The following is a 12,764-nucleotide window of genomic DNA, read 5'->3' on the forward strand; positions in this document are numbered from 1 at the left end:
TTTTTTGGTGTACAGCTGTGCTATTTTTCAGACAATAGCTTCCAATTTGCCTCCTTTTGCTTCGGTAGCCGGGAATTCTGCCTTATCTTTTTGCACTTAAACCAGCTCTTGTCATGATGTGGAACCCGTTGCTTCGCTTTGGTCTGCTTTTTTCCTTCCTGCTGTTGTGCCTGCCTACTGCTTTGCAGGCCACGCATATCGTAGGGGGAGAAATGAATTACACCTGTCTGGGCAATGATGAATACGAAATCACGCTGACCATTTTCCGGGATTGCTACAATGGCAACCCCAATGCCTGGTTTGATAATCCGGCTTCTATTGGTGTCTTCAATGAGGATAATGTACTGTTGGAGGAGATCCTGCTCCCCCTGATGAACAACGATACCCTTAACCCGGTGCTGACGAGCGAATGCCTGGTTGTTCCGCCGGATGTCTGCGTGCATACTACAACTTACCGAACCATTGTGACGCTGCCGCCCATTCCCGGAGGGTATCAGCTGGCGTACCAAAGGTGCTGCCGGAACGAAACCATTGTCAATATTGTAGATCCCCTTGACACCGGGGCAACCTACGGCGTAACGATTTCCGAAGCGGCTTTGGAGGCCTGTAATAGCAATCCCAAATTTAAGGAATGGCCGCCCATTTATATTTGTGTGAATGAGCCCATCGTCTTCGATCAGTCGGCCATTGACCAGGATGGCGATTCCATCGTATACCGGCTTTGTACCCCTCTGACCGGTGCCACGCCCGATATTCCTCAACCTCAGCCCCCGAACAATCCACCCTACGATGAAATACAATGGATCGATCCGCCCTACAACGTCGATAATATGCTGAATGGCTCGCCGGGCGGAGCGCCATTAAGCATCAACCCTCAAACCGGCCTGCTTACCGGGTTTCCGGTCACACAGGGGCAGTTTGTGGTAGGCATTTGCGTGGAAGAATACCGGGATGGCATTCTGATTTCCACAACGCGCCGGGATTTTCAGTACAATATAGGGCTCTGTGGAGAAGCCAATGCCGCCTTTGCAGCCCCCGAGGTGCAATGTGGCAGCCTCACTGTCAACTTTGATAACCAGAGCAATGGCTCCGGCAACTACCTGTGGCTGTTTAATGACCCTGGCAACCCTGGGGCGTCTTCTGCGATGACGGACCCCGTGTACACCTTCTCAGATACCGGGCAGTATACGGTCATGCTCATCGTTGCGCCCGGAGAAGTATGCGAGGATACCGCTTTTCAAGAGATTCACCTGAAGCCCAATACCCTGGTGCCTGATTTTGAATTGTCAATCGACGGTTGCAGTGATGTGGCAGAGTTACAGGTACAGGACAATAGCGGGGATACCTTGTACGATATCGCTTCCTGGAACTGGACGGTAACCCCGGGCGGGCTTACGAGTGAGGTCCCTTCGCCCGTTTTTACGATTGAAGAAGCCGGAACTTACACTGTTGCCCTTACGCTGACTTCCACAGAAGGCTGTACGGACACCCTCAGCCAAACGATTGAGGTCGAACTGCTAACCGATGCATTAACAGCTGTACAGTTTAGTCAGTGCCCCGGGGACAGCACCGCGCTGAACCCTGATTTCAACGCGGCTTACACCTATTCCTGGGGCAGTCATCCGGATATTAACGATCCTGACCAGCCCAATCCGGTCGTTCAGCCCCTGGAAACTACAGCTTATGCGGTGACGGTATCAGATGTAGCGGGCAACTGTAGTTTAGAAACAGAGGTCCTGGTGGAAGTCGTACCTGCCCTAAGCCCCAATCTTTCTCCGGACACCACGATTTGCGTTCCAAATTTAACCCTGCAGGCCAGTGATCCTAATGCTATATTCTACAGCTGGTACGCAGATGCAGCGCTGACTGAACCGCTTGGGGGGGAAGACACGCTGCAGGTCAGTCCGATGGGCGCTGCTGTGTACTATGTTTTGGTCAGGGATGCACTCGGCTGTACGGCTGTAGATTCCGTAACAGTGACCGGGAACGCGATAGAGGTCATTACAACTAGTCAGGGTGGGATTTGCCCGGGTGCGCTTGGGGCAGCGGCTGTCATCAATCAGGACCTTACAGATACGCTGACTTACCTATGGGCGCCTGATTCCCTTCTTGTTTTTGGGAATGACAATCCGACTGTTTTTATTTCTCCTCCTGCCCCCGGTGGTTATGGGCTAACGGTTAGCCTGGAGAATCAATTTGGATGCACTCTGGTGGATAGTGTGCATTTGATTCAGATTGATACTTTACCTCAGGATAGTTTTCAGGTGGTACAGCAGTGCAGTGGGTTCACCGTACAGTTCAGCAGTACGAGTGTGAATGCGCCGTTTTATGACTGGTACTTCGGCGATCCTGACAATCCCGGTGCCGTGGGGCAGGGGAGTGCCGTGAGCTATACTTACCCTGGGCCAGGCACTTACGAAGTGATGACGATCCTGGATAATTTTAGTGCTTGCCAGGATACTATCATTCAGCAAGTCGAGGTGACCGCGCCACAGATCACCCCTGACTTTACTTATGACATCACTGCCTGCACAGATTCTGTAACGGTGCAATTTTCGGATGTCTCTGTCAATACGCAAAGTGACATTATCGACTGGGCGTGGGACTTCGGTAACGGTACACAGGATACCGGGCCTAACCCTGAATTCACGTTCACTGCCTCTGGTATATACGAGGTACAGTTGGCTATTACTTCAAGTGATGGCTGTGTGGATGAAATCACTCAGCCGGTTGCTATCAATATTCCAGACCCCATGCTTCCTGATACTCTACAAGGTTGCCCGGGCGTAGCTTTAAACCTCAATCCTAATCCGCTCCCGGGATATACCTACACATGGTCGCCGGCTACCGGCTTGAGTGATGAAAATAGCCCAAACCCTGCGGCTACTCTGGATACCCCTCAGACTTATTCGGTGGTCATGGCGGAAACTGACGGCAACTGTGCTTTTGAGCGGGAGATCGTCGTTGAGGTGGCCCCGCCTATAGCCTATACGCTGAGCAATGACACACTGATTTGCGAGGGTAGCCTGACGCTTTCAGCCTTTAGCGCACAAGCGGCAAGTTATACCTGGTCGGATGAAGGGGACTTCAGTGTGGAACTAAGTAACAATCCCAGCTTCACCGTTAACCCTTCCGGGCTGCGGACCTTTTACGTTGCCATCAAGGATAGCTTGGGGTGCTTTGTGCAGGACAGCGTTCAGGTGGAGGGTAGCAACATTCTGGTGTTCACGGATGCGACTGTGGGCATTTGCGAAGGTGATACGGCCACGCTCGAAGTCGTCGAGCTGGCACCAGGCCAAAACCTGTTTTACGAATGGCTGCCCGATGAAAATATCCTGAATGGGCAGGGCACTTCCACCGTGACGGCTGATGCAGGAACCGGAAGCAATTATGAAGTCTGGATTACCAACGAACTCGGTTGTGTAAAAACGCTCTCCATAGCGGTTTCTGTGGCTTCCACAGTACCTCCACTAGACGTATCGGCTGCTCCCGATACTATATTCGAACCCCAGTTGGTACAATTGCTGGCCACACAGGACCCCGATTACACTTACGAATGGCTGCCTCCGAACGGGCTGAGCAACCCGGGGGTATTCAATCCGCAGGTCTTCGTTGATACTTCACGAACCTTTACAGTGCGGGTTACGGATAGCAATGGTTGCCCGAATGAGGAGGTGGTACAAATCGTATGGCTATCAGAATGCCTGCCGCCCTATATTTTTGTGCCCAATGCTTTCACACCGGATGGGGACGGGCTGAATGACCGCCTGCAGGTGAAGGGAGGGACGATTGACGAGCTCTACTTCGTCATCTATGACCGCTGGGGAGAAAAGGTGTACGAAACGGCTGACCCACAGCATGACGGTTGGGACGGCACCTTCCGAAACCGGGAACTTCCGGCTGATGTCTATGGGTATTACCTGGAAGTCCGGTGTTTTAACCAGGAATCTTACCAAACCAAAGGAAATATTACCTTATTGCGATAATTTTTTAACCCGGCCTGGATTACAGTGCCAAACAAAACACAATAGCACCATGAAACAATGGATGTTAGGGGCAGTAATTTTTTTGCTGTCAGCCCCTGTATTCGGACAGTACGAATTTACGGTTGAGAAAGAACTGAAATGTACAGATGTGAAGAACCAGCAACGCACCGGTACCTGCTGGAGTTTTTCTACCATTTCTTTTATCGAAGCAGAATTAATGCGCCTGGGAAAGGGTGACTATGACCTTTCTGAAATGTATATGGTCCGCAATATTTACAAGGACAAAGCCCGCAACTATGTTTTGCGGCAGGGCAAAGCCAACTTCAGTCAGGGCAGCCTGAACCATGATGTGATGCGTGCCCTGGAAATGGCCGGCGCAGTACCGGAGTCCGTCTATTCGGGTTTGAAGGAGGGCGACCGCTACCATGACCATAGCGAAATGGAAGCCGCACTGAAAGGATTTTTGGACGGTGTATTGGAAAGTAAACGCCCCAGCGAAAAGTGGTCAGGTGCCTTTGAAGCCATCATCGATCAGTATATGGGTGCTGTGCCTGAGTCGTTCTCTTATAATGGCAAGACTCACACACCGGAATCCTTCAAAAAAGCCCTGCCTATTAATCCGGATGACTACGTTTCGCTGACTTCTTTTGCGCACCACCCTTTCTACGAGACTTTCATTCTGGAGATCCCCGATAATTATTCCAATGGTAGTTACTTCAATGTGCCGCTTGATGAACTACAGGCGGTTACGGATTATGCGCTCAGCAACGGGTACACCGTAGCCTGGGATGGAGATGTCAGTGAAAAGGGCTTTAGCGCGGGTGATGGCCTGGCTATACTGCCTGAAAACCAGAATGATGACGACAAATTCAAAAGCCCTGTGGATGAGGTAAAGGTGACTCAGGAAAACCGGCAGCAGGCCTTCGAAAACTTCTCAACAACCGATGACCACCTTATGCACCTGACAGGTCTGGCTAAAGATCAGAATGGGCAGACTTACTATATTACGAAAAACAGTTGGGGCGAGATTAGCGATTATGAAGGCTTTCTATACATGTCAGCTCCTTACTTTCGTATGAAAACGGTGGGCATGATGGTACACAAGGATGCTATCCCAACGGATATTGCCAGCAAGCTGAAGCTGTAAGCAATGTAGCCTCGTACCCGCGTGTGTTTCCACCCGGGTTCATCGGCAATAAGAACAGGTATAAACAAAAAAGCGCCAGACAACGAGTCGTCTGGCGCTTTTTTGATTCTTATACGTAAGGTGTCCTACCGGATCAGGGTCACATCTCCCTGGAAGGTGCCCAGCTCGAAACCGTTCGGGCGTGCAATCCGGATGAGATAGAAGTAGACCTCGGTAGGTTGCTCCTTTCCATTGGCGTTGCCGTCCCATCCATCGTCCGGCGTTTCATTGTCGTAGACCAGTTGGCCCCAGCGGTTGTAGACCTTGAATTCCAGCACCTCCAGGTCCTCGATATTGGCCTGTGCTACGAAATTGAAGAAGTCATTGGTGCCATCCCGGTTAGGGGTAAAGGTATTGGGCACAGCAACGATAATTTCCATAAAATTCCCTTGCACGGTGGCGAAATAGGAACAGCCATCGGGCGTGGTGATTTCCACCTGGAAAGTATGTACCCCGCTAGAGAAGATTTGGGTTTGAATGGTATCGAGCCCAAGCCCGCTGGCCAGTGGGGTCGCCGTAGTGGAGTCCTGGTAAAGGACCGTCCATGTAAAGTTCAGCTGGCTGGGGTCGAAGGGCGAACCGTAGTTGACGCCTAAGATGATCGAGTCCCCTTCAAAGAGGTCTCCAGGTACTTCCTGAATAATCTCTGCGCCGGTCGGGAACACGCCGTCGCCTACCTCAATGAGCACAGAGTCGGTAATGGTGGTACAGCCGCCGCCGCTTTCGTAAACGAGGGTGTAGAGGGTGGAATCCTCCGGCATAACCGTGATGCTGTCCCCGGTGTAGGTAGTGCCATCGCTGCCGGTCCAGGTGAAGGTCTCCTCGCTGCTGCCGCCCACAGCCTGAGCAATGATGCTGGTAGAGCTGCCCGGGCAGATAAAGAAGTCTTCGGGCAGGATGTCCAGCAGGATGTTGCCAATGACTTCCACCGTAACGGAGCCCATAAAGTCATCGCACACCCCATTGCTTGCTGTCAGGGTGTAGGTTGTGGTCTCCGTAGGGGTGACTACCGGCTGAGGATTATTGAAATCACTGAACAGCGGGTCAGTGGAGGTCCAGGTGTAGGTGGTATTCTCATCTTCCGCGAAGTTGAGCTGCACGGACTGCCCGAGGCAGATCGTTGTGTCGTTAGCCAGTTCAACGGCCGGGGCAAGCTGTACGGAAAGCTCGAACGTTTCGGTTAGCGTACCGCATTCGTTAGCGTTGATGTAAGTCAGCGTGTAAGTTCCACTCACAGTAGGGTTGAAGGAGCCGGAAGTGCTTGTGCCACCAATGAGCTGCATGCCATTAGGGTCTGTCCATTCGAAACGGTCTCCGTCTGACAGGTTAATCGCTTCGATGGTGAAGTTAGCTTCCTCATTTTGGCACAAGTCGGTTGGTGAAAGGTCGACGCTCACAATTTCTGCAAAATCTGAAATCGTAATGGTCACTTCTTCTTCCAAAGGCGGGCAAACACCGTTCTCAGCCACCACAGTGTAGGTTGTTGTAACCTCAGGGCTGACCACCGGATTAGGCTCATTGCTACTAAAATCAGGATCGGTGGATGACGACCACGTGTAGGTGTCATCAGGCCCGAATGGCCCACCGAGGTTAAGCTCGGCACTTTCACCAGGGCAAATGGTCTGACTATTGCCCAAAAACGGAATTTCCACCGGCTGAATACTGGCACTGACACTGGCATCACAGCCATCTGCATCAATTTCAACAGTATATTGTCCGCTCGCCGGAGATGCAGTAGGATCGAAGCAATCTGTACAGCTCAGACCACTGCCCATCCATTCGAAAGACTCATACTGGCCGGTTATTTCGAGTTGGAAATCAACGGCGTCGCCCAGGCAAACTACGGAGTCTGAAGGCGTAATCGTCGCGACCGGCACGGCCTGAACATTGATCAGAATCGAGGCCGTATCCACGCAGGCCCTGTTGGTTGTAATACGCTCGTACAGGAAGGTATCCTGAAGTGTGAGTACCATATTCCATAAGGTATCCGGTGTTTCTGCGCCCAGTGGTTCTACCCAGCTAAATTCGATATCCGGGAAGAAGCTGGGTTCGTAAACCGGTGAGGAAAGCGTCACAATCTCACCTTCACAGTACTTGTCTTTTTCCGGATCCAGCATAATCATCGTAGCAGGCAGTGAATCGACCCGGATGTAGACAGAATCGAAAACGGTACAGGCGCCGACGGTGAATTCTGCGAAATACCAGTCCGTTATATCAGTGGTAACCTGAGTGGTCAGCCCGCTGGTATCACTAATGGTTCCGTTATCCGGTGACCATACCAGGGTCTCGCCGGCCCCGGTACTCGTAATCGCTTCAAGGTCCACAACGGTGCCCAGGCATATCTCTAAAGAGTCGGGTCCCTGAATCTCCACATTAGCAGGTAAGACGGTTACCGTTACTTCTGCAGTGTCTGCGCAAGCACCATTACCACTTTCCGCAATCAGCTGATAGGTGGTTGTTGTTTCGGGGAAGGCGATCGGGTTGGAAATGGTATCATTGTCCAATCCAATATTGGGTGTCCATTGGTAGGTGGTGGTAGTCTCGTTCAGATCGATAAAGCTGGCCAGCTGAACCCCAAAGTTCTCACAAATGGTGGTATCACTTTGAACTTCAGGGAAGTCAAACGGTGCCACATCAATATGAACTGTATCCTGCACCACACAACCCGCAATATCCACAGCTACAATATAATCCGTAGTAACTTGAGGAGTGGCAACGGGGTTAACAAGGGTAGAATCGTTTAGACCGATGCCGGGCGACCATGTCAGGTTGCTGTTGTTGGCGTTGTTGGTGGAGTTGAGCTGCACCATATCTCCCTGGCAAATAAATAGGGAATCTTCCGGGAACGCTGCAATCTCCGGATCAATAATTTGAAGGAAAATAGAGTCTGTATCGACGCAAGGCCCTACAATCCCTTCCACTTGAACCCATTGGCTCATCATCGGAGATGCTGTAGGATTGGGAGAGGTAGGCTCATCAAATACACTGACCGGGCTCCAGAAAAACGATGCTGCACCGGTTACGTTGAGTACAATTGAGCTGTCTGCACAAACCAGTACGGTATCCTGCCCTACTTCAATAGCGTCAATGCTTACGTCAATTTGATCGCGGAGCTCAACCACAAGCTCTGTGTAGATGACCTCACCACACCCGAAGTCATTGCTGAGGGTGAGTATGATGGTTTCTGTGCCTTCCGTCAGAATGTCGGATAAGGTAGTCAGGGGGAAGGACAATTCGTTTTGGCCGGGCAGAAAAATCACAGAGTCTGGAATTTCCAGAAGGTAGTCCAGCCCGTTTTCTGCTGTACCGCCTATGGAGACGAGGAAAGAGGTCGTGTCTTCTACCGGATCAATGAGCGAGACAATCACTTCGTCATTTTGGTTAACGCAATCCTCTACAAGATAATCAATACCAGAATTAAACTGCACGGTCAGATTCGGTGTGCCGCCTTTGAGTTCAGAAACAAACACACCGGAATCATAAGAAGAATCGCCCCGGTCAGCAATAGCAAGTTTGAGGCTGTAGGTATTACACGGCTCTACATTTATACTGGCAGTCAGGCTTTTCTTTATTCCGAGGAAATCAGAGGTCATACCATCGTACTGAATACTTTGGCCACCGAGGTTGTTACGGTAATATTCCCAATTAAGGAGATTGTTTACGCTATTGATCTGCACCGGTGTGCCATCGGGCAGGGTGGCAATATTTACAGCATTGTTCGTAAGGTTAGGGTCGCCAGTGATGCCAGGCCCGGAAACCAGAAAGGCAAAAATATCGTTGAAGGTCGTATTGACAAATTCCGGGTATTCCTCAGAAGCAAAAACATATTCAAAGGACAGCTCATCGGTAGCGACAAAGACGTCAAGCTCCACCACACAAGCGTTTTGAGAAGTAGTGCCCTCACCAAAAACAGTAGAGAGGTAATCGAGGTCGGCATCACCAGGTGCACCGTTATCCGTGCCCGGGCTTCCGCCACCGCCCCCGGTATTAGGGCCAACGGCATAGTCACGGCTACCGGAAGTCAAAAGTAAGCCCCGCTCGAGTCCGAGGTCTGTCATGTCACCCCCTTCGAAGGTTCCGTAGGATTCTTCGGGACAGTCAATATTGGTGATTTCAGCCGTTACATCGGGCGTGGAAACGAAGTTGACAATCTCTTCTTCTGTCACGCCCCCGTTAACAGTAATTGGCTGTAGCGGTTCGCAGTTTTGCTGGCATTCCCACATACCTTCAAACCCTTCAAAAGTGTTGGTCCCGTCAGATATGAATTCAACAGTGAGGCAGCCGCTTGTGGCTTGCACCTGGAAGCAAACACCACCGCCCCCTTCATCATTATTTAGGAAGTCGCCATCGCCCAGCTGCGAAATGAGCGGGCTGTCGGTGCCATCGCCATCGTAAAAGGAAATCACATCAGTGATCGGAAATCCGCCTGGCTCCAGGTTGTAATAATTCATGGTGAAGAGGATACAGTCATGCGGCTGATCCGGACAAATTGTAAAGACATTATTTTCGTTATTGCCATAGTCGCCATCCGGGCCACCTGTGTCATAAAGGATGCCACTGCAGGAGTTAGACCCTCCTTCGTCAATCGTAGAAGCAGGCTCCTGCTCCTCCACACAAAGCTGAAACGATCCCCAGTTTGGTGTACCTGTCGCACTGTAATCGGTAATCCGGATAAAATAAGTGACGTTGGGAGTCAGCCCCTGTACGTCGAGTTCAACTACAGAGGTGCCCAGTTCCGTGGATTCGCAGGCGATTTCAGCGAGGTTGTCAAATTCACAAACCCCTCGGTAAAGGGCGATTTGCGGGCTGCTCAAAGGATCAGACCCGCTTGGATCCGAGATTCCGGTAGCAGTAATGGTGTAATCAAAAATGGTATCGCTGGTCGTAAATGCGAACCAGACATCGTTGCCTACAACACCGCCGTTGAAGCAACTTGGTATGTTGCCAAATCCAATATCGCTGGACGTGGCGTCCACATTGGAAAAGAATACGGTATCCGGGCAGGCGGGAGCCACACCCAGGTCAATCAAGCCTGCACAATCATCATTTTCGGGCTGAGCAAAAACTATAATCGGCAGAAGGACTAAAAAAAGCAGGGTAATTTTCTTCATCATAACACGCAAGGAACTGCTAGACGGTTAAAAGACAAACCTCAAAATCTTTAAAACGCTGAAGATCAATGAGGTGTGAATCGTTTGTTTAGGAATTCAATTTTGTAAACCCTAAAGTAGCAATTCCCACGAAAATAAAAGAGTGCGCGGCTGGCAAAAACAGTTTTAGTGACTTAAGGCTTGCATTCTTCCAGTGTTGCCTTAACATCAGCATAGGGCATATAGCCGTAGTCATTGCCCCAGGAATGGTTGATGTAATTGATGATGTTAGTGACCTCAAAGTCAGTAAGTTGAGGAATGCCGGCCATTTGTTGGTTGTAGGTGGTATCGTTGACGACAACAGGCCCTTCCATACCGTAGCGGATAATACAGGCCAGCCGGTCCTGGTTTTCGGCTACATAATCAGCATTTGCAAGAGGAGGCATCACGCCTTGCAGGCCACTGCCATCATCCATATGGCAGCTCGCGCAAAAATTCTGGTACAAAATCCGCCCCTGCTTGTAGGGGTCATCCCGGCAGCTAATCCATATCAAAAGGCTGAAAAGGCTAATGAGCAGTATCGGGGTTTTCCATTTCATGGAGTAAGTTTTCTATGTCTTTTTTAAAAGCCTCGACTTCATTTGGCTGTGTGCCGTTGCAGTAAGACCGGATGTAGCCACGGGGGTCTATCAGAACAAACCTGCCGCTGTGGTCAAAACCATCGGGAAGGGTAGGGTCTTCCACTACTACATTGAAGTAATCATCAGCAATAGCATACAGGCTGTCTTTGGGCCCGGTAACGAAATGCCAGCGCTGGTCTTCCACGCCAAGGTTGGTGGCGTAGTGTTTCAGCATGGCTACTGTATCCCGGACCGGGTCAATAGTATGCGAAAGGAAAGCCAGGCGTGGTTCGTCAGCGTAAGCCTCATAAAGCCCAAGCATATTTTGGCTCATGATGGGGCATATCGTCGGACAGGAAGTAAAGAAAAAATCAGCGATATAGGCCTTGCCTTCAAAAGTAGCTGGCGTTACCAGCTGACTATCCTGATTGATAAAGGTGAAATCAGGTATGACTTTATAGACCGTTTGCCCCTCTGCATTTTCGGTTTTGCTGAGTATGGGCAACGTATCTTTCTGCTCACAACTTAGTGTGGCAAAAACGACGAGTAAGAAGGGCAGCAACCTTAACGGCATAGATATTTAGTAAGTTTTGGTCATCGTATCAATAACGACAATGGTGAAATCCGCTTTGCCTGCATGCTCTTCGTCAATAGCGGACAAATCGCTCTGCTCCACAGTAGTAATGGTCGTTATTTTGGCTTTAGGGGCGTAGTCGTTTTGCAGGTACCACACAATACCTTCATAATTGTCAGAATGGTAGGACCCGTTATAATGAATAAACACCCCTTTTTCCGGCAGGTTTTCACTGATAAAGTAAGCCATCGTTGCATCCTTGATTGCCTGCGCCTTTGGGAAGTTGTCAGAGCCGCCACCGTGACCGCCCATCATTTCTACCATCTTCTGATAACCAGGAAGGCTGGCATCATACTTTACAGGCAGGGGAGCGACATAGCTTTTCGCAGCCTCCTGCAAATCATCCAGGCTTTCAAAACCACCTTTGAATACCAGGCTTGCATAGCGCCGCGGGATGTTGGTGGCTGTGAAGGATAAGTTATTGGCTTTCGCGAATTCCACTAACGGCTTATAATCAGTGGCATAGTTATTCCAGACCCGGGCTTCTTCCTCAAAGGTCTTTTCCTTGATGGTTCCGGAAAGGTATTCATCGAGCAGCAACTGGTTGTCCGCTTCAAACATTTCTGCTCCGAGTGCCAGATCACCTTTTATTGTCGAATGCAGGGAAGCCGTCAGCTCATACTGCAGCCAGTGCGCGATAGGGTTATTATGGAGCTCTCCGAAGAAAATGATGTCAGACTTTCGGCTATCCTTCAGGAGGTCTTCAAAGGTTGCCGGGTTCCCTTTTTTGTCAAAAATCCGGTAATTGGGTTTGTCCTGGGCGTATAGGTTAGTGATAGCCAGGAATGCAATCAGAAGTAATCCGTAGCGCATGCGAATGTATTTAGTCTGCCGCAAAAGTAGGTTAAATTTTAATTTTTCCCCTTAGGGCTTTCTTCTCAGATTGTTGGCGCTTTCGTTCGAGGCGCTTCTGAGGGTTGGCTTTCAGAGGCTGTGGCCCTTTTCGGCGCTTGCGGGCACGCAGGGCTTTCTTGACCAGCCGGAGCAGCTTCTTAACGGCAGCGCCCCGGTTGAGTACCTGGGATCGCCGGCTGTCCGAACTCACAGCGAGAATGCCCTCCTTGCTGATGCGGTTACTCAGAGCGCTGTGGACTTTGCGCTTTTCAGCTGGTGAAAGAGCAGAAGAGGCATCCACCTCAAAACGGGCTTCAACCTTCGTCTCCGTTTTGTTGACATGCTGCCCGCCGCTGCCGGAGCTTCGGGAGGTCAAAAAATTCAGTTCTTTTTCTAATTGTTGCTGATCCATTG

7 protein-coding genes are annotated in these 12,764 nt (G+C 50.4%); 2 read left to right on the forward strand and 5 right to left on the reverse strand.

Going from position 1 to position 12,764, the window contains the following annotated elements:
- The first annotated feature begins 113 nt into the window (after nucleotides 1–113).
- Together ACO08I_RS01705 and ACO08I_RS01710 are read left to right on the forward strand one after the other, a co-directional pair.
- A complete protein-coding gene (locus ACO08I_RS01705) occupies nucleotides 114–3,986 on the forward strand; it encodes a PKD domain-containing protein (RefSeq protein WP_421948272.1) in 3,873 nt (1,290 codons plus the stop codon).
- A 49-nt stretch (nucleotides 3,987–4,035) separates the two neighbouring features.
- Complete coding sequence (locus ACO08I_RS01710) at nucleotides 4,036–5,133, forward strand: aminopeptidase C (protein WP_421948273.1); 1,098 nt, start codon at nucleotides 4,036–4,038, stop codon at nucleotides 5,131–5,133.
- Nucleotides 5,134–5,258: 125 nt separating this feature from the next.
- On the opposite strand, the gene ACO08I_RS01715 is transcribed toward ACO08I_RS01710, so the two are convergent.
- The 5 genes from ACO08I_RS01715 to arfB all read right to left on the reverse strand — a co-directional run bounded on the left by ACO08I_RS01715 (nucleotide 5,259) and on the right by arfB (nucleotide 12,762).
- On the reverse strand, nucleotides 5,259–10,286 hold the full coding sequence (locus ACO08I_RS01715; RefSeq protein ID WP_421948274.1) for a choice-of-anchor L domain-containing protein: 5,028 nt from the start codon (nucleotides 10,284–10,286) through the stop codon (nucleotides 5,259–5,261).
- Nucleotides 10,287–10,456: 170 nt separating this feature from the next.
- A complete protein-coding gene (locus tag ACO08I_RS01720) occupies nucleotides 10,457–10,861 on the reverse strand; it encodes a c-type cytochrome (protein ID WP_282781816.1) in 405 nt (134 codons plus the stop codon).
- Entirely contained in the window at nucleotides 10,830–11,456 is a 627-nt protein-coding gene (locus ACO08I_RS01725; RefSeq protein WP_421948275.1) for an SCO family protein, read from the reverse strand. The genes ACO08I_RS01720 and ACO08I_RS01725 overlap by 32 nt, the downstream gene beginning before the upstream one ends.
- A gap of 6 nt (nucleotides 11,457–11,462) precedes the next feature.
- Nucleotides 11,463–12,329: a ChaN family lipoprotein gene (locus tag ACO08I_RS01730; RefSeq protein ID WP_282781820.1), complete on the reverse strand. Its 867-nt coding sequence runs from the start codon at nucleotides 12,327–12,329 to the stop codon at nucleotides 11,463–11,465.
- Nucleotides 12,330–12,360: 31 nt separating this feature from the next.
- Nucleotides 12,361–12,762: an alternative ribosome rescue aminoacyl-tRNA hydrolase ArfB gene (arfB, locus tag ACO08I_RS01735; protein WP_282781821.1), complete on the reverse strand. Its 402-nt coding sequence runs from the start codon at nucleotides 12,760–12,762 to the stop codon at nucleotides 12,361–12,363.
- Nucleotides 12,763–12,764: the final 2 nt, after the last annotated feature.

It is taken from the genome of Phaeodactylibacter xiamenensis (assembly GCF_965229835.1).
In the GTDB taxonomy this organism is placed as follows: domain Bacteria; phylum Bacteroidota; class Bacteroidia; order Chitinophagales; family Saprospiraceae; genus Phaeodactylibacter; species Phaeodactylibacter xiamenensis.